Annotated in this window: 16 protein-coding genes; 11 read left to right on the forward strand and 5 right to left on the reverse strand. The window is 68.5% G+C overall.

Going from position 1 to position 18,190, the window contains the following annotated elements; genetic code table 11:
* Positions 1–81 precede the first annotated feature (81 nt).
* Positions 82–711, forward strand: coding sequence for a type II 3-dehydroquinate dehydratase (locus BQ7391_RS12195; RefSeq protein ID WP_235858653.1), 630 nt, complete (start codon positions 82–84; stop codon positions 709–711).
* A gap of 30 nt (positions 712–741) precedes the next feature.
* The gene (locus tag BQ7391_RS08675; protein ID WP_075280235.1) at positions 742–1,143 is read left to right on the forward strand and encodes a hypothetical protein; all 402 of its coding nucleotides are present in this window, start codon (positions 742–744) and stop codon (positions 1,141–1,143) included.
* 97 nt (positions 1,144–1,240) lie between these two features.
* Here BQ7391_RS08675 and BQ7391_RS08680 read toward each other — a convergent pair whose 3' ends face one another.
* Positions 1,241–1,840, reverse strand: coding sequence for a 5-formyltetrahydrofolate cyclo-ligase (locus tag BQ7391_RS08680; protein WP_075280236.1), 600 nt, complete (start codon positions 1,838–1,840; stop codon positions 1,241–1,243).
* Positions 1,841–1,988: 148 nt separating this feature from the next.
* Between BQ7391_RS08680 and trpS the strand changes: the two genes are divergently transcribed.
* Positions 1,989–3,038 (forward strand): tryptophan--tRNA ligase, encoded by a 1,050-nt coding sequence (trpS, locus tag BQ7391_RS08685; protein WP_075280237.1) that lies wholly within the window; start codon positions 1,989–1,991, stop codon positions 3,036–3,038.
* Between the two features lie 114 nt (positions 3,039–3,152).
* Here the strand turns inward: trpS and argF are convergent, their stop codons facing one another.
* A complete protein-coding gene (gene argF / locus BQ7391_RS08690; RefSeq protein ID WP_075280238.1) occupies positions 3,153–4,151 on the reverse strand; it encodes an ornithine carbamoyltransferase in 999 nt (332 codons plus the stop codon).
* Between the two features lie 202 nt (positions 4,152–4,353).
* On the opposite strand from argF, the gene ppk1 reads away from it, so the two are divergent.
* From ppk1 to BQ7391_RS08715, 5 genes are all read left to right on the forward strand, one after another.
* On the forward strand, positions 4,354–6,987 hold the full coding sequence (ppk1, locus tag BQ7391_RS08695) for a polyphosphate kinase 1 (RefSeq protein ID WP_075280239.1): 2,634 nt from the start codon (positions 4,354–4,356) through the stop codon (positions 6,985–6,987).
* A gap of 16 nt (positions 6,988–7,003) precedes the next feature.
* On the forward strand, positions 7,004–8,296 hold the full coding sequence (gene rlmD, locus BQ7391_RS08700) for a 23S rRNA (uracil(1939)-C(5))-methyltransferase RlmD (RefSeq protein WP_075280949.1): 1,293 nt from the start codon (positions 7,004–7,006) through the stop codon (positions 8,294–8,296).
* A 193-nt stretch (positions 8,297–8,489) separates the two neighbouring features.
* Positions 8,490–8,675, forward strand: a complete 186-nt coding sequence (locus tag BQ7391_RS08705; RefSeq protein WP_075280240.1) for a ferredoxin — start codon at positions 8,490–8,492, stop codon at positions 8,673–8,675.
* A 239-nt stretch (positions 8,676–8,914) separates the two neighbouring features.
* The gene (locus BQ7391_RS08710) at positions 8,915–9,547 is read left to right on the forward strand and encodes a Maf family protein (RefSeq protein ID WP_075280241.1); all 633 of its coding nucleotides are present in this window, start codon (positions 8,915–8,917) and stop codon (positions 9,545–9,547) included.
* Positions 9,540–10,514 (forward strand): P1 family peptidase, encoded by a 975-nt coding sequence (locus BQ7391_RS08715; protein WP_075280242.1) that lies wholly within the window; start codon positions 9,540–9,542, stop codon positions 10,512–10,514. The genes BQ7391_RS08710 and BQ7391_RS08715 overlap by 8 nt, the downstream gene beginning before the upstream one ends.
* A 760-nt stretch (positions 10,515–11,274) precedes the next feature.
* On the opposite strand, the gene BQ7391_RS08720 is transcribed toward BQ7391_RS08715, so the two are convergent.
* Positions 11,275–12,309 (reverse strand): glycosyltransferase family 2 protein, encoded by a 1,035-nt coding sequence (locus tag BQ7391_RS08720; RefSeq protein ID WP_075280243.1) that lies wholly within the window; start codon positions 12,307–12,309, stop codon positions 11,275–11,277.
* An 88-nt stretch (positions 12,310–12,397) separates the two neighbouring features.
* A complete protein-coding gene (glf, locus tag BQ7391_RS08725) occupies positions 12,398–13,600 on the reverse strand; it encodes a UDP-galactopyranose mutase (RefSeq protein ID WP_075280244.1) in 1,203 nt (400 codons plus the stop codon).
* A gap of 200 nt (positions 13,601–13,800) precedes the next feature.
* On the opposite strand from glf, the gene pta reads away from it, so the two are divergent.
* Positions 13,801–14,787 carry a phosphate acetyltransferase gene (gene pta / locus BQ7391_RS08730; RefSeq protein WP_075280245.1) on the forward strand — a complete coding sequence of 329 codons (987 nt, stop codon included), beginning with the start codon at positions 13,801–13,803 and terminating at the stop codon, positions 14,785–14,787.
* A gap of 180 nt (positions 14,788–14,967) precedes the next feature.
* Here pta and pckA read toward each other — a convergent pair whose 3' ends face one another.
* Entirely contained in the window at positions 14,968–16,572 is a 1,605-nt protein-coding gene (pckA, locus tag BQ7391_RS08735) for a phosphoenolpyruvate carboxykinase (ATP) (protein ID WP_129583946.1), read from the reverse strand.
* A gap of 210 nt (positions 16,573–16,782) precedes the next feature.
* On the opposite strand from pckA, the gene BQ7391_RS08740 reads away from it, so the two are divergent.
* Complete coding sequence (locus BQ7391_RS08740; protein WP_075280246.1) at positions 16,783–17,667, forward strand: aldose 1-epimerase family protein; 885 nt, start codon at positions 16,783–16,785, stop codon at positions 17,665–17,667.
* Entirely contained in the window at positions 17,667–18,158 is a 492-nt protein-coding gene (locus tag BQ7391_RS08745; protein WP_083662169.1) for a GNAT family N-acetyltransferase, read from the forward strand. The genes BQ7391_RS08740 and BQ7391_RS08745 overlap by 1 nt, the downstream gene beginning before the upstream one ends.
* Positions 18,159–18,190 lie beyond the last annotated feature (32 nt).

The raw sequence follows: 18,190 nt of genomic DNA on the forward strand, positions 1-18,190 counted from the left end.
TGGTATTATACCGCCCCCCACGACGACCCCCCCCCTTCTAGGCGTCAGCGACAGAGGGGTATAAGAGACAGCAGCGCCCCGGTGGCGCCCGCCTCGCCCGCGGCGGGCGACGACCCCTCCCCCGTCGACGAGCTCGTCAGCCTGCTGAGCGAGATCGAGCCCTCGGACGCCGACCTCGACGCGGAGGAGGACGACGCTCTCGAGGCGCCGGAAGAGGGGGACGAGGCGTGCGCCGAGCCCGCGCGCAGGAGGCCGCGGGTGCTCGTAATCAACGGCCCCAACATCAACATGCTCGGCATCCGCGAGCCGGACATCTACGGGCACGACACCTACCAGGCCCTTCTCGGCATCTGCCAGGCGAGCGCGCGCGACGCCGGCTTTGCGGACTGCACCTGCTTCCAGTCCAATCACGAGGGGGACCTCATCGACGCCATCCAGGACGCCTACGGGAGCTACGTCGGCATCGTCATCAACCCCGGCGCCTACACGCACACCTCCATCGCCCTTCTCGACGCCGCCAAGGCGGTGGGGCTGCCCATGGTCGAGGTGCACATCTCCAAGCTCGACGAGCGCGAGGACTTCCGCCAGGTCTCCTACATCCGCGCGGCGTGCTTCGAGACGGTCACGGGGCTCGGACTGGACGGCTATCGCAAGGCGCTGTTCGACCTCGCGGAGCACCTTGGGATCGAGGGGGACGGCCCCGCGTCATAGCCAGCAGACCGCCCGCCGGAGGAGGCCACCATGGGACACGCTCGCGCAAGGCTCGTTCTTCCCGTCATCTACCTGTGCGCCTGGGCAGCGTCCATCCTGGCCATTTGGATGGCGGACACCGTCGGGCTCATGGGCGCCATCATCCTGTGGCTCTATCTCGTCATGCCATCCGTGACGCTCGGCACCTCGGTTGCCGCGGCGCTGCTCAACCCCTATGGGAGGGCCACGTGGCTCTGGGCGCCCGCCTGCGGGGCGGGCCTCATGCTCGTCCCCTACCTCACGACGACGCTCGCCAACACGCTCGCCACCGGCAACGTCCACTCCCCTGACCCCGGCGTCCTCCTCGTCGGGACGGCGATCTCGCTCGTTGGCCTCCTCGTCGGGCGCGCCGCGAGGGCCGTCCGCCGGAGAGGCGGAGGGGAGCGTGCGTGAGGGCGGGAAAGGGGCTTGCCCTCACGCTCTCCTACCTCGTGACGTGGGCGCTCGCCGCCGCCGTGCTGCTCGCCGCCCGCGAGGGCGCGGACGGTCCCTAGCGGCTGCGGCAGCTCCAGACGGCGCCCTCCGTGGCGATGAAGTCGACCGGGATGTCGTGGCCATCCGTCGGGAGCGGGTTGGAGGAGAGCATCGCCGTGCGCGCGAGCCCGATCTTGTCGCCGGGGTAGAATGCGAGGAAGCGGTCATAGTAGCCGCCGCCGTACCCCACGCGGTGTCCGGCGCCGTCGAAGACGAGGCCCGGGACCAGGCACACCGAGCCGACCATCTCGGGCGTGGTCACGACCGGCGCGCCCGCGGCGGGCTCCAGGATGCGCATCGTGCGGGGAACGAGCTCGTCGAGGGAGCCGATCTCGTGGAAGGTCATGTCGTGGGCCTCGAGGTCGACCCTCGGAACGGCGACGCGCCGCCCCCGCGAGAGCAGCGCCTCGATGAGGGGGCGCGTCCCCACCTCCGCATCGCGCGAGACGTACGTCAGCACGAGAGGGGCCTCGGAGAAGAGCGGGAACGCCTCGAGGGCGCCCCGTATGGAGGCGTCGCTCTCGAGGCGCGATCGAGCCGGGATGGTGCGACGGGCGACGAGGTAGTTGCTCCTGAGCGAGCTCTTGTCGGCGTCCGTCCCGTATGAGCTCGCCATGGCCTCTCCCCTCTCGCGTCGCAGTGTGTCCATTCTAACAGTGAATCCCACACGCGCCGGTCTCGCGCCGGGCAATTCGGCCCGTTTTGCCGTACCATAGATGGTCGTGTGAACGCGAACGCGCGAGGGCGCGACGAAGGGGGAAGACATGCCCAACGAGGGAAGCTACGAGGCGGCAAAGCGCCGGAGCGACGAGGTCCACGCCGACCTTCTCGTCCATCCCGAGAACTACACGATGCTCACGGGCGACCGCCCGACGGGCCGGCTGCACCTCGGCCACTACTTCGGCACGCTCGTCGACCGCGTCAGGCTTCAGGACATGGGCGTGCGCACCAACATCATCATCGCCGACTACCAGGTCATCACCGACCGCGACACCACCGAGCACATCCGCGACAACGTCTACAACATGGTCATCGACTACCTGGCCTGCGGCATCGACCCGGCGAGGACCATGATCTTCACGCACTCGTCGGTGCCGGAGCTCAACCAGCTCATGCTCCCCTTCCTCTCCCTCGTGACCGAGGCCGAGATGGAGCGCAACCCCACCGTGAAGGCCGAGCAGGAGGCCTCCGGCCACGCGCTCACGGGGCTTCTGCTCACCTATCCCGTCCACCAGGCCTGCGACATCCTCTTCTGCAAGGGCAACATCGTGCCCGTGGGACGCGACCAGCTCCCCCACATCGAGATCACCTCGAAGATCGCCCGCCGCTTCAACGAGCGCTACGGCAAGGTCTTCCCCGACGTGACGGGCCTTCTCACCTCCACGCCGCTCCTGCCCGGCCTCGACGGCCGCAAGATGAGCAAGTCCTACGGCAACGCGATCTCCATCTCCATGACCGCCGAGGAGACCGCCAGGCTCATCAAGAAGTCCAAGAGCGACTCCGAGCGCATGATCACCTTCGACCCCGAGGGGCGCCCCGAGATCTCCGGCCTGCTCACCACGGCCGGCATCTGCACCGGCCGCGACCCGAGGGAGATCGCAGAGGAGATCGGCATGGGCGGCGCGGGCCAGCTCAAGCGCGTGGTGACCGAGGCCGTCAACGGCTACTTCGCCCCCATCCGCGAGCGCAGGGCAGAGATCGAGAAGGACATGGGCTACGTGGCGGACGTCCTCCACGAGGGCAACCGCCGCGCCCGCGAGATCGCCGCCGCGACCCTCGACGAGGTCCGCGAGGTCATGGGCATGGTGTACTAGCGCGACGCTCTCCTAACAAAGGTGACAGGGCAAACTGTCATGAAAGGGGCGGGCCGAATAGCCCGCCCCTAATTACATGACAGTTTGCCCTGTCACCTTTGTCAGGCGCCCGAGCTACTGCAGCGTGGCCAGCATGACGGCCTTGATCGAGTGCAGGCGGTTCTCGGCCTCCTCGAAGACGCGAGAGCGCGCCCCCTCGAAGACCTCGTCGGTGACCTCGAGCTCGGCCAGGCCGAACTTCTGGTAGACCTCCTCGCCGATGGTGGTCTTGCGGTCGTGGAAGCTCGGCAGGCAGTGCATGAAGATCGCGTCGTCTGCGGCCCTGGACATGAGCTCGTCGTTCACCTGGTACGGCGAGAGCAGGCGTATGCGCTCGCCCCAGAGGTCGGCCGACTCCCCCATGGAGACCCAGATGTCGGTGTAGATGACGCTCGCGCCGCGCGCGCCCTCGTCAACGTCGGCGGTGAGGGTGATCGTGGAGCCGGTCCCCGCCGCAACCTCGCGGCACGCCTCGACAAGCTCGGCAGCGGGCATCTGCTCGGCGGGGCCGCACGCGCAGAAGTCGATCCCCAGCTTGGCGCACACCACCATGAGGGAGTTGCCCACGTTGTTGCCCGCGTCGCCCATGAAGGTCACCTTGCGGCCGGCCATGCCGCCCCGCCCGAACTCCTCCTCCATCGTGAGCACGTCGGCGAGCATCTGCGTGGGGTGGAACTCCGTGGTGAGCCCGTTCCAGACGGGCACGCCCGCGTACGCGGCGAGCTCCTCCACGCGCTCCTGCCCGAAGCCGCGGTACTCGATGCCGTCGAACATGCGGCCGAGCACGCGCGCGGTGTCGGCGATGGACTCCTTCTTCCCGATCTGGCTCGCGGAGGGGTCGAGGTAGACGGCGTGCATGCCGAGGTCCGCCGCGCCCACCTCGAAGGCGCAGCGCGTGCGCGTGGAGGTCTTCTCGAAGACGAGGGCGACGTTTCTGCCCTCGAGGTAGCGGTGCGGCTCATGGGCGCGCTTCTTCGCCTTGAGGTCGGCGGAGAGGTCGAGCAGGTAACGAATCTCGTCAGGGGTGAAGTCGAGGAGCTTGAGGAAGCTCCGCCCAGAGAGGCTCACGGACATGTTCTTCTCCTTCCGGGCGCGGCCCGTCGCGGGTTTGCTGAGAAGTGCATTGTATTCCCTGCCGCTCGCCGGCGGGCGCGGTAGAGCGTGCCGCTTTGCACAACCTTAACGGTCGCAGGGGCGGCGCGGCGGCGCGCAAGCGGTACTATGTGAGAATAGCCGTGAGGTAGGCTCACACCACAACGCCGTTGAAAGGTTCGCGATGAGCAAGGACAAGACGAAAGACGCCGCAGACCAGGATGCCAAGAAGGGCACCAAGACGGCACACCGCGAGAAGGAGCTCGAGAAGGCCGCCGAGAAGTACGCCGGGAAGGCCGCCGGCAGGGACAAGGACGGCAAGCGCGACTTCTCCTACACCCAGAACCGCGAGATCAGCTGGCTGCGCTTCGACGACCGCATCCTCGACGAGGCCTATGACCCCGACGTCCCCGTCTTCGAGCGCCTCAAGTTCTGCGAGATCGTCGAGTCCAACCTCGACGAGTGGTTCATGATCCGCGTGGGCGGCCTCTCCGACCTCGCCTCGCTTAAGAACCAGCCGCGCGACAACAAGTCCAACCAGACCCCGGCCGAGCAGCTCGACAGCATCTTCGAGGCCCTGCCCGCCCTCGTGGAGCGTCACGAGCGCGGCCTCGCGGAGGTCGAGTCGCTCCTCGCCGAGAAGGGCCTCGTGCGCGTCTCCCCCTCCGAGTACACCGACGAGGACCGCTCCGCCGTGCGTCGCCACTTCGAGCGCCGCCTCGCGCCGATCATCTCCCCGCTCATCGTCGACCCGCGCCACCCCTTCCCCAACCTGCGCAACGGCCGCCTCTTCGTCGCCTGCTCGCTCGACGGCGCCGACGAGACGGGCCTTCTCGGCATCATCGAGGTGCCGCGCACCGAGGCGCGCGTCGTCGCGCTGCCCTCCGGGCCCAAGACCTGGCGCTACACCCTGCTCGAGGACGTCCTCGAGACCTCGCTCGACCAGTGCTTCGGCGACTACGTCCCCAAGCGCTCCGCGGTGCTGCGCGTCACGCGCAACGCCGACATCGACCCCGACGGCGAGGGCGTTGAGGAGGAGGAGGACTACCGCCAGCACATGAAGAAGGTCCTCAAGCTCCGCCAGCGCCTCCAGCCCGTCCGCCTGGAGATTCGCGGCAAGCTCGGCAAGAAGCTCGAGGACCTCGTCGCAGGCGAGCTCTCCCTCGAGCCGCGCCGGATCTTCCACCTGGAGCGCCCCATCGACCTCGGCTACGTCTACGGGCTCGAGTCCCACATCCCCGACCACGTGCACACCGCCTGCGTCTACCGCTCCTTCGAGCCGCAGATATCCCCCATGGTCGACCTCTCTCGCCCGATGCGCGGGCAGGTGGAGGACCACGACGTCCTGCTGACGTATCCCTACGAGTCCATGACGCCGCTCCTGCGCCTCGTGCGCGAGGCCTCCTCCGACGACGCGTGCATCTCCATCAAGATCACGCTCTATCGCGTGGCCAAGAGCTCGCACCTCTGCGAGAGCCTCATCAGCGCCGCCGAGGCGGGCAAGGACGTCACCGTCCTCATGGAGCTGCGCGCCCGCTTCGACGAGGCCAACAACATCGCCTGGGCGGAGCGCCTCGAGGACGCCGGCTGCACGGTCATCTACGGCTCCGAGGGCTTCAAGTGCCACTCCAAGATCTGCCAGATCACCTACCACGACCGTGACGGCATCCGCCGCATCACGTGCCTCGGCACCGGCAACTTCAACGAGAAGACCGCGACGCTCTACTCCGACTTCATGCTGCTCACCGCCGACGAGGGCATCGGGGCGGACGGCAACACGTTCTTCCGCAACCTCTCCCTCGGCAACCTCCGCGGCACCTATCGCCAGCTCGGCGTCGCGCCGGTCGGCCTGAAGCCTCTCGTCATGCGCGGGCTCGACCGCGAGATCGCCCGCGCCCGCGAGGGCGCCCCGGCGCGCGTCTTCTTCAAGATGAACTCGCTCACGGACCGCGACGTCATCGACAAGATCTCCGAGGCCTGCGAGGCGGGCGTCAAGGTCGTCATGATCGTGCGCGGCATCTGCTGCATCAAGGCGGGCGTCCCCGGCAAGACGGACGGCCTCGTGGTGCGCCAGATCGCCGGGCGCTTCCTCGAGCACGCGCGCATCTACGCCTTCGGCGAGTACTCGGACACGATCTACCTCTCGAGCGCCGACATGATGACGAGAAACACCGAGCGCCGCGTTGAGATCGCCTATCCCGTGCGCGACCCCGCCTGCTCCGAGATCGTCCGCCACTTTATCGAGCTCCAGCTCGCGGACAACGTCAAGGCGCGCCAGCTCACGGCCGACGGGACCTGGGCGCGCGTCGAGTCCAGCCCCGACGACCCGCGCGTCGTCAGCCAGGAGGTCCTCCTCAGGGAGGCCTACGAGCGCGCCAGGGCGGCCGTCGAGGAGCGCGCGGCCGCCGCGAAGGCCGACCGCTTCGAGCCCGAGCCCGAGGCCGCTCCGGCGCTCACGCCCGTCGAGGACGCCGCGCCCGACGAGGGGCCGGTCGAGCGGCCCGCCGCCGAGGCGACCCCCGTCGCGCAGCCCGCTCCCGCGCCGGAGCCCACCGCCGCCCGGCGGCAGGCGGCGGGCGCGACGGCGCCGGGGCACGGTGCCCGGCGCTCGGAGGGGCGCCGAAGCCCGTGCCTCACACGGCACCACCGCCGAGGAGGGTGCAGGGGGCCGGGCCGGAGGGCGGGGGGGGGCGCCCGACGCGCCCCCTGCGCCCCGCCCCGGCGCGGCGCAGGGGGCGCGTCGGGCGTGCCCTGTCGCTCTTCGGCCAGGCCTTCGGCACCCTCTTTGGCGGAGGTGACGAGTGAGCGAGGAGCTTGAGCTCGCCTGCGAGCGCATGACCTATGGCCCGGACGCCGTCGCCCACGACGGCGACGGCCGGGCCGTCTTCGTCTCCGGGGCCGTCGCGGGCGACCGGGTCCGCGCCGTCGTGGACCGCGAGGAGGACCGCTGGGCCCATGCCCGCGCCACCGAGGTCCTGGAGGCCTCCCCCGACCGCGTCAGGCCCGCGTGCCCGTATGCGAGCGCCTGCGGCGGCTGCCCGTGGGCGGCCCTCTCGCGCGACGCGCAGGTCGCCGCCAAGCGCGCCGGCGTCGTCGACGCGCTCTCGCGCGTGGGGCGCATGGGCGACGGGCGCGCCGAGGCGCTCGTTGCGCCGCTCGAGTCCGCAGGCGATCCCTGGGGGTATCGCAACAAGGTCGAGCTCGCCGTCTCCCGCGATCGCGGCCGCGTCGCGCTCGGCATGCACGCCGCGGGCGGCGAGGGAATCGTGCGCGTCAAGGGCTGCATGCTGCTCGACAAGGCGCATGCCGGCGCCGTCAAGTCCGTCGCCGGGGCGCTCTCCTACCTCTCCAACAGCCACGGCCTCGACCTCGAGCGCGTGGGCATCCGCGTCTCGCGGCGCACGCGCGACGTCGAGGTCGCCCTCTGGGACCGTCCGGGGGCCTTCCCTCGCGCCCAGGCGGCAAAGGTGCTCGAGGACGCCCTCAGGCCCACCTCGGTGGTGCGCGTCATGCAGAAGGGCCCCGCCAAGGCGCGCCGCATCGCGGGCGTTGAGTGCCTCTCCGGCGCGGGCTCCTGGGGGGAGCTCGTCGGCGACGAGCGCATGCGCGTCTCCGCCCCGTCATTCTTCCAAGTGAACACGCGCGGTGCCGAGCGGCTCGTCGAGCTCGTCATGGCCGCCCTCGACCCGAGGGATGACGAGGAGGCCATGGACCTCTACTGCGGCGCCGGCACCTTCACGCTGCCGCTCGCAAGGAGGGCGGGGTTCGTCAGCGCAGTGGAGTCATACGGGCCGGCGGTGCGCGACCTTCGTCGCAACCTCGAGACCGCGGGCCTCGACAACGTGGACCCCATCGGCGGCGACGCCGGCCGCGAGTTCCCGGACACGGACGCCGACGTGATCGTCGTCGACCCGCCCCGCGCGGGCCTCTCCGCGGACGTGGTGCGCCGCCTCTCCGAGCAGCCGGCGCGAGCCATAGCCTACGTCTCCTGCGACCCCGCGACGCTCGCGCGCGACCTCGCCCGCTTCGAGCAGGCCGGGACCTTCGCACCCGTTCGCGTGACGCCGGTTGACCTCTTCCCGCAGACCTACCATGTGGAGACCGTAACCCTGCTCGAGCGCGCGTAGGGAACCCTGGGCTGGCGACATGGCGAGGGGCGGCTTAACACCACCTCTCTGGTAGGAATAAAGCGCAGCTCATGACCGTTGGCCGTCATTTCTGCCAACAGACGACAAACAGTTGCGCGCGCGGCGCGAAACGTGTAAAAACAGAGTGAACCTGGGCGAGGGGCCCAGGCCCAGGCTAGAGAGAGGAATCAACATGAAGGCTACGGTCAACGAGGATTGCATCGGCTGCGGGCTCTGCGAGGGCACCTGCCCCGACGTCTTCTCCATCTCCGACGACGGCGTCGCCGTCGCCATCGAGGAGGACGTCCCCGAGGACGCCGAGGACGCCGCCCAGGAGGCTGCTGACAACTGCCCCGTCTCCGCCATCGTCGTGGAGTAGGCAGCTGCGCCAGGCACTGCCCGCGGGGGCCTTCGGGCCCCCGCTTTTTGTTTGACGCCCCATCCATCCCGCCATCCGCTCAGGCCCTCTCGCGTTTGCTCGTGCAAACGCGGAGGAGAACATGGCGTCCCCCGGAGCCCAACCGGGGAAATGCGCCCGAGCGCGCGGAGTTTGCTCGTGCAAACGCGAGGGCGGCCCTACAATGGGACGCGTAACGTGACACGGACAGGAGGTCGTGCGTGATACTCGCCTCGCAATCGCCCCGCCGCCGCGAGCTGCTGCAGGACGCGGGCTTTGAGCTCACCATCATCCCGGCGCAAATCGATGAGTCTCGCATTCCGGGCGAGACCCCCGTCGAGCTGGTGGGCAGGCTTGCCGCGGAGAAGGCCGAGGCGGTTCGGGCGAGCTTGGGCGCAGGCGTCCGAGACGACCTGCTCGTCGCCGCCGACACCATTGTGTGGATGGGAGACGAGGCGCTGGGGAAGCCCTCTGACGCCTCTGACGCGACGGCTATGCTGCACGAGCTCTCCGGCCGCACGCACCACGTCTCCACGGGCGTCTGCGCGATGAGGCTCGCCCCGGGCGGAGAGCGCATCGCCGAGACCCGCTTCGTCGAGACCACGGACGTCACGTTCTGGGAGCTCACCGAGGCTGAGGTCGCGGCCTATGTCGCCACGGGGGAGCCACTCGACAAGGCGGGTGCCTACGGCATCCAGGGGGCGGGACGAATGCTCGTGAGAAGGGTCGACGGTGACTACCCCAACGTCGTCGGCCTGCCCGTCGCACGCCTGGTGCGCGAGCTCGGCAGACTCATATCAGGCGACGCGGACACCGTCGCGGAATCCATCAGGATGGGAGGGGCCCATGCCTAGCAGCGCACAGATCGCGAGCGTCACGCAAATCCCAGGCGTCTTCGCCGCCCACGCAACCAACGGGGCGGCGGGAACCGGGTGCACCGTCATCATCTGCCCGAGCGGCGCCACGGGGGGCGTCGACGTGCGCGGCGGGGCGCCCGCGACGCGCGAGACGGACCTCCTGCGCCCCGAGGAGACCGTCGACGTGCTTCATTCCGTCGTGCTCTCCGGGGGAAGCGCGTTCGGGCTCGCGGCGGCATGCGGCGTCGCAGACGAGCTCGAGCGCCGCGGAATCGGGCTCGACGTGGGCGTGGCGCGCGTTCCCATCGTGTCAGGGGCCTGCCTGTTCGACCTCGCCTGCGGGGACCCGAGCGTGCGGCCCACGGCAGATGACGGGCGCGCCGCGTGCGCCCGCGCGCTCGACGACCTTGACGCGCCGCTCGCGCGCGGCAACGTCGGGGCGGGAACGGGATGCACCGTCGGAAAGCTCGCCGGACCCGAGCGCGCCATGAAGGGAGGCCTCGGGGAGGACGTCGAGCGCGCTGGCGAGCTTGTCTGCGGCGCGGTCTCCGCCGTCAACGCGTGCGGCGACGTGCGAGACCCCGACACGGGTGAGGCGATCGCCGGGATGCGCGACGCGACGGGCGGGCTCGCGAGGACCCTCGACGTCCTTCTCGGCGGCTCGGCGAGCATGCCACTCGAGCGGACCAACACCACCATCTCCTGCGTGGTCACCAACGCCCGCCTCACCAAGGCACAGGCCACCAAGGTGGCCCAGATGGCGGCAGACGCCTACGCCCACGCCATCTCCCCCACCCACACCACCAACGACGGCGACACCGTCTTCGTCATGGCCACGGGGGCGGTGGAGGCTCCCGTGGACGTGGTGGGCTCGCTCGCCACGCGCGCGCTCGGACGCGCCATCGCCGACGGGGCGCGCCAGGCGGCGACGGCATACGGCTATCCCGCCGCATCCGACCTGTAGCTGGGCGCCCCTCCCCGCCTGCTGCGCGCACTTCTGCATCTGAGTGCCGACCGGCGCGCAGTTCCGCATCTGCGTACACGCACGATCTCTGACAGGCCCGTCGCTGTACGCAGATGCGCAGCTGAGTGCCGATTGCCGCCTCGCGGCGTACACGCTTCCGGATTTGCGCATCGGTCCATACGCAGTTCCGGAAGTGAGTGCCGTCCGATACTCACATCTGCAACTGCGTACCGGCCGCGGAGCTCGGACGCACTCAGTTCCGCTTCTGAGCGCCAATCACAGACCGAGACGCGTTCATATCCGCATCGGAGCATCGTTCGCAGGCCCCGGCGTACTCAGATGCGGAACTGCATACGTACTTGGACGCAAATCCGGAACTGAGCACCGGCCGCGAGCCACGACACACTCACATGAGGAACTGAGCACGGGCCGGCACGCAGCACTGGAACTGAGTACGGCCCCAAAGTCTGACGGCACGCACATCCGAAACTACGTGCCGGTCGCGGGCCCCGGCGTACTCAGAAGCGGAGCTGAGCACCAGACTGTACGCACATCCGGAACTGTGTGCACTGCCCAGGCGCCGCCGGTAGACGGGCCGGGAAGCAGCGCCGGCGCGCTTCGGGAGGGCGACGCCGACCCAGCAGCCCCCGGCGCCGCGAGCGGGACACGCAAGGAGCGCCCCGTCCTTCTCGCCAGCGGACCCGCACGGGCGCGGCAAAGCTGCCGAGAAGGACGGGGCGCTCCCCCACCAGACAAAACGCTAGTTGAACTTAACCAGCTTCTGGGCGGCCTTGTATCCGGCGAGCGTGAGCGAGCGTCCCACGGTGCCGGGGAGGTTCGTCGCCATGCCCACGATGCCGTGGCGCGCGCGGCGGTACATGCGCTTGTCGTAGGCCCTGAGCTCGTCCCAGAGCGACTGAAGCTCGTCCATGGCGTCCTCGCGGTCGCTCTTCTTGGAGAAGACGGAGCAGATGGCCATGATGATCGTGAAGTAGTTCATCATGTAGCTGCGGAGCTTTGCCGAGGAGATGTCGTCGTAGACATGATAGGCATGCATCATGATGCGGGCGACGCGCCAGTAGTGGTCCACGCGGCTCGTGAGGACCTTGTCGTTCACGGACTGGTCCTCGCGTCCGATGAAGTAGCGGTAGACGTCGGCGTCGAGGTAGTAGATGCTGCGGCACTTGGGGAACGGCACGTAGGCGTAGATGTTGTCCACGTAGAAGGTGTGCGGCGGCATCTGGAGGCTGGCCTCGCGCAGGGTGTCCACGCGATAGGTGAGCGCGTGCATGAGCAGGTACTGCCACATCATGAAGTGGCCCATGTCGTTCCAGGTGAAGACCTTCCCGCGCGGCAGCACGTGATGGTAGTCGACGACGTTCTGCGTGTCGTCCTCGACATGCTCGTAGACGTAGTTGGTGATCACGAGGTCGACGTGGTCGCCGAGGCTGATGAAGCGGCGGAGCTGCTTGAGCAGGGCCATGACGGCCTCGCCGTCCACCCAGTCGTCGGAGTCGATGTTCTTGAAGTAGACGCCGTCGGCGTTGGCGACGGCCTTCATCACGGCGACGCCGTGGCCGCCGTTCTCCTGGTGCACCGCCTTGATGAGGGAGGGGTGGCGCGCCGCCCACTCGTCCGCCTTCGCGGGGGTCTCGTCCTTGGTCGAGCCGTCATCGACGATGACGATCTGGACGTCCTCGGCATACCCCGTGCCCTCGAGGATCGACTCGATGCAGTGGTCCATGTACGCGGCCGAGTTGTAGCAGGGGATGCCAAAGGTGATGGTCTTGTTCATCGGGGCCCTTCGGGTCATGGGAGGCGGGCCCTTCCGGCCCGCCGCAGGTACCTCACGGGAGCGGGCCCCGAGGGGCCCGCGGTCCGCGCTAGCTGTGCTGGGATACCAGCTCGTCGGAGAGCTCGAGCGCCGACGCGACGACGCCGTCCATGTCGTAGTAGCGGTACTCGGCGAGCCTGCCCACGCAGTGGAAGTTCACCACGCCGGCGACGCGCTCGCGATAGCGGCGATAGAGCTCGCGGTTGGCGTCCTCGAGGATGGCGTAGTAGGGGGTCTCCCCCGAGCCGGGCGTGTACGCCTTGGAGTACTCCTTCATGATGGTGGTCTTGCCGGGCAGGACCTGGCCGGTCATGTTCTTGAACTCCGTGATGCGGGTGAAGTCCTCGCTCGTGGTGTAGTTGACGGTGCCGACGGGCTGGAACTGGTCCTGGTCGAGCGTCTCGAAGACCATGTCGAGCGTGCGGTACGGCAGCGCTCCGAGGTCGAGGTCAAAGAGCTCGTCGAGCGGGCCGGTGTAGATGACCTCGCCGCCATAGGGCTTGTCGCACACGGAGACGCTCATGTCGGACACCTTGAGGATGTCGCGGGCGTCGACGCCGAGGAAGACCGAGATGAGGTCATGCTCGAGCATGTGCTCGAAGAGCGCGGTGTAGCCCTCCGCCGGCATGCCCTGGAAGGGGGCGCCCGGGAAGTAGCGGTCGTCGTCGCCCACGAAGACGGGGACGCGCCCGGTGATGGACGGGTCGATCTGGTCGGGCGTCTGGCCCCACTGCTTCATCGTGTAGTAGAGGAAGACGTTCTCGAAGACGTAGTCAGCGACCTCGACGAGCTCGGGGTCGTTCTTCTCGCGAAGCTCCATGATGGGGACCTTCTTGTTCTCGCCGAAGGTCGCAACGAGCTTCTGGTAGAGCCGCTCGCCCTTCTCCTCGCCGAAGGCGAGCTTGAGGGAGCGGTGGTTGAAGGGCACCGGCATGAGCGTGCCGTGGATGTTGGCGAGCACCTTGTGCTGGTAGTCGGTCCACTCGGTGAAGCGCGAGAGGAACTGGTTCACGCGCTCGCTCATGGTGTGGTAGATGTGCGGGCCGTACTTGTGCACGAGGACGCCCGCCTCGTCGTAGTAGTCGTACGCGTTGCCGGCGATGTGGTCGCGACGCTCGAGGATGGCGACCTTGAAGCCGCAGGACTCCGCAAGGCGGCGCGCACACACGGCGCCGGCGTATCCCGCGCCGACGACGATGGCGTCATAGCTGTCCGGATTGAAACCAGCGGGCAGACCGTTTTCGATACCCATACACGTCCTCTCAGCCGTCAGATACTCGCGTGCCGCCGCTGCGGCGGGGCGAGCGCGCTCCGCTCACCCAATCGTGCGATAGATTCTAGCACCTCGTCCCTATAATGGTCTCGTGCCCGCCCCCTCCCCGCCGATTCTCACACATTCGAGGGGCGAGCGCGCTAGAATGTGAGCGTTTCGCGGCTATCGAAGGGAAGAACATGAGCGACTTTCTCGCACGGATGAAGACCGCCGCCAAGGCGGACAAGAAGACCATCGTCCTGCCCGAGGGCGAGGACCCGCGCACCCTCGAGGCGGCCCGCAAGGTCGTCGAGGAGGGCCTCGCCGACCTCGTCATCCTTGGCGACCCCGCGACGATCGACGTCGAGGGCGTGACCGTCATCGACCCGAAGAGCCCCACCGCCCCCAAGCACGAGGCCTACGCCCAGAAGTTCGCCGAGCTGCGCGCCAAGAAGGGCGTGACCATCGAGCAGGCCCGCGCGCAGATGATGGACGCCACCTACTACGGCACCATGATGGTCAAGATGGGCGACGCCGACGGCCTGGTCTCCGGCGCCTGCCACTCCACCGCCAACACGCTGCGCCCGGCCCTGCAGATCCTGAAGACGGCCCCGGGCACCAAGCTCGTCTCCGCCTTCATGGTCATGTGCACCAAGACCCCCGAGTTCGGCGCCGACGGCACGCTCGTCTTCGCCGACTGCGGCCTCAACATCGACCCGACCTCCGACGAGCTCTCCGAGATCGCCATCGCCTCCGCGAACTCCTTCAAGACCTTCATGGGCGACGTCGAGCCCAAGGTGGCCATGCTCTCCTACTCCACGATGGGGTCGGCCGGCGGCGACACCGCCAAGAAGGTGCAGGAGGCCACGGCCTTCGCCAAGGAGAAGGCGCCCGAGCTCGCCGTTGACGGCGACCTGCAGCTCGACGCCGCCATCGTGCCCTCCGTGGCGCAGCTCAAGGCCCCCGAGAGCACCGTGGCCGGCCACGCCAACGTGCTCGTCTTCCCCAACCTCGAGACCGGCAACATCGGCTACAAGCTCGTGCAGCGCTTCGGCCAGGCGGACGCCTACGGCCCCATCCTGCAGGGCATCGCCAAGCCGGTAAACGACCTGTCCCGCGGCTGCTCCGCCGATGACATCGTGGGCGTCGTCGCCATCACCGCCGTCCAGGCGCAGATGGCCGAGTAGCGCTCGGGACGCACGGCGAGAAGAACAGGCGAGAAGAACGCGGGGCCCGGCGGCTGATGCCTCCGGGCCCCTTTCATGCCAACGCCTGTCTCAGCACGACGAAAAAGGCGCCGCCCACCCCGGACGGGACGGGCGGCGCCATCTCGGTCCCGAGCAGGACCGTCGCGCATCGAAGGGGTGCTACTTCCCCATGATGGGCTTGGGGCCGGCGGCGCGGACCTCGGGCGCCATCGTGGTGAGGCGCTTCTCGGCGTTGTCGACGAACATCTGGGCGAGCTTCTCGGCCATCTCGTCGTAGGCCGCGCGGTCCTCCCAGGTGTTTCGGGCGTTGAGGAGCTCCGAGGGCACGCCCGGGCAGGTGGTGGGCACGTCGAGGTTGAAGCGCTCGTCATGGACGAACTCGCAGTCGTCGATGATGCCGGACTGGGCGGCCTCGACCATCTTGCGGGTGTAGGCGAGCTTCATGCGCGAGCCGGTGCCGTAGGGGCCGCCGGTCCAGCCGGTGTTGATGAGGTAGACGCGCACGCCGCCCTTGTCGATCTTCTCGCCGAGCATCTGGGCGTAGACGTTGGGGTCAAGCGGCATGAACGGCTCGCCGAAGAGCGAGGAGAACGTGGGCTGGGGCTCCTTGATGCCGCGCTCGGTGCCGGCGACCTTGGAGGTGAAGCCGGTCATGAAGTGGTACATGGCCGCGTTGCGGTCGAGCTTGGCGATCGGGGGCAGCACGCCGAAGGCGTCGGCGGTGAGGAAGATCACGACGTCGGGGGTACGCTTGGCGCGGCCCTTCTTGACGGCGCCGGGGACGAACTCGACCGGGTAGGCCACGCGGCCGTTCTCGGTGAGGGAGGTGTCGAAGTAGTCGGCCTCGCGGGTGTCGGGGTCGATGACCACGTTCTCGCACATGGAGCCGAAGCGGATGGCGTTCCAGATCTGCGGCTCGGTCTCGGGCGTGATGTCGATGGTCTTGGCGTAGCAGCCGCCCTCGATGTTGAACACCTTGTCCTCGGCCCAGCCGTGCTCGTCGTCGCCGATGAGCAGGCGGTCGTCGGCCGCGGAGAGCGTGGTCTTACCGGTGCCGGAGAGGCCGAAGAAGACCGTGGTGCCGTGGGAGCGCGGGTTCATGTTGCAGGAGCAGTGCATGGTGAGCACGTTGTCCTCGACAGGCAGCAGGTAGTTCATGACCGAGAAGATCGACTTCTTGATCTCGCCGGAGTACTGGGTGCCCACGACGAGGATCATGCGCTCCTGGAAGTTGATGAGGACCGCGGCCTCGGAGTGGGTGCCGTAGACCTCGGGGTCGAGCTTGAGCGTGGGGGCGGCCATCACGACGAAGTCTGCCTCGCCGAAGTCGCGCAGCTCGCTCTGCGTGGGACGCACGAGCATCTGGTGCACGAAGAGGGCCTGGCTCGCGAGCTCGCAGATGGCGCAGATCTTGCGGGAGTAGCGGCGGTCGGCGCCGGCGAGGCCGTGCACCACGAAGAGGCGGCGCTCGGAGAGGTGGCCGATGACCTCGGCCTTGATCTTGTTGTAGTTCTCGACGGAGAAGGGCACGTTGACGCTGCCCCACGCGATCTTGTCGTGCACGTCGGGCGTGTCGACGATGAAGCGGTCCTTGGGCGAGCGGCCCGTGTACTGGCCGGTGATGACGGAGAGCGAGCCGGTTCCCGTGAGCTCGCCCTCGCCGCGCTCGACCGCGGTCTCGATGAGGACGGCGGGAGACGCGTCAATGACGGTCTTCTCCTCCGTGTGCGCGATGCCGTATCGCAGAAGCTCCTCGATGATCATGCGTACCTCCTTGGAAAAAAGCGGTCCCCCGACCGCCCCCTTTGACGCAACGTCGCGGCCATCCGCCCGGAACGCGGATGGATTCAGCAGGTGCTATTATGCCACATCGCCCCGCTAGCGGCGCCAACCGCCCCATTCGGCAAGATTCGCGCAACAATTCAGTCAGGAATGGATAAGGTTTTGAGAGATAGGGAACGAAGGGAGAAGAACATGGGCGCCATCACCACCATCTCTGACGGCCACGTCACCGCGAGCGTCGACGCGACAGGGGCCCAGCTCATGAGCCTGCGCACGGACGCGGGAGAGTACCTCTGGCAGGGCGACGAGCGGTTCTGGCCGCGCCGCGCCCCCGTGCTCTTCCCCATCGTCGGCTGCCTGCGCGACAACCGCGCGACGAGCGCCCAGGGCGAGGTCCGCCTCCAGCGCCACGGCATCGCGCGACTCTACGACCACGCCGTCGTCGCCCAGACCCCGTCGAGCGTGACCTACGAGCTCGCCTCCACCGACGAGACGCGCGCGGCCTATCCCTTCGACTTCCGCCTCAACATGACCTATGCCGTCGAGGACGGGACGCTCTCCCAGACCTTCGCGGTCACCAACACCGGAGACGCGCCCCTGCCCTTCACGCTGGGAGGCCACCCCGCCTTCAACGTCCCAGCCCCCGGATGCGAGGGCGAGTCCTTCTCCGACTACGAGCTCGTGTTCCACGAGGCATGGACCGCCGAGGTCCCCACGATCGACGCCGCCGGCCTGCACGACTTCTCCAAGACGCACGAGCTCTTCCGCGACTCCGATCGCCTGCGCCTCTCCCACGACCTCATCGCGAGGCTCCTGACCCTGGTCTTCGTCGAGGTCCCCGGGCGTGGCGTGAGGCTCGTCGGCCCCTCCGGGCACGGCGTTGAGGTCTCCTTCGACGGCTTCGACTACCTCGGCGTGTGGACCTCCTCCGCCGAGGCGCCGTTCGTCGCCATCGAGCCCTGGGTCGGCTGCGCGACGGCCTACGATGAGTCCGACGTCTTCGAGGAGAAGCGCGGCACCATCACGCTCGAGCCCGGGCAGTCGTGCGAGAAGACCTTCTCCATGAGGCCATTCTAGTGACGGGAGCCATTCGACGGGCGACCGAGGGGGACCTCGACGCGGTGATGGGCATCTACGACGCCGCGCGCGCCTTCATGCGCTCGACGGGAAACCTGACTCAGTGGGTCGGGGGCTACCCCTCCCGCGCGCACGCCGAGCGCGACCTCGCGGGCGGCTGGCTCTGGGTGCTCGACGAGGGCAGGGGGGCCGTCGCCTGCATGAGCGTGCTCCCCGGGCCCGACCGCACCTACGCCGCGATTGACGGCGAGCCCTGGCTAAACGACGAGCCCTACCGGGTCATGCATCGGCTCGCCTGCGCCGAGCAGGGGCGAGGCCTCGGCTCGCACATGCTCTCGTGGCTCTGCGCGCGCCACGACAACGTCCGCGCGGACACCCACGAGGACAACGTCCCCATGCAGCGCGCCCTCGAGCGGTGCGGCTTCGTGCGGCGCGGCACCATAATCTGCGACGACGGCACCCCGCGAATCGCCTACCATTTCGTCGCCTAAAAGGGGCCAGACCCCTTTTTAGCAACCATGCA

The organism is Thermophilibacter provencensis (assembly GCF_900128445.1).
Taxonomy (GTDB): domain Bacteria; phylum Actinomycetota; class Coriobacteriia; order Coriobacteriales; family Atopobiaceae; genus Thermophilibacter; species Thermophilibacter provencensis.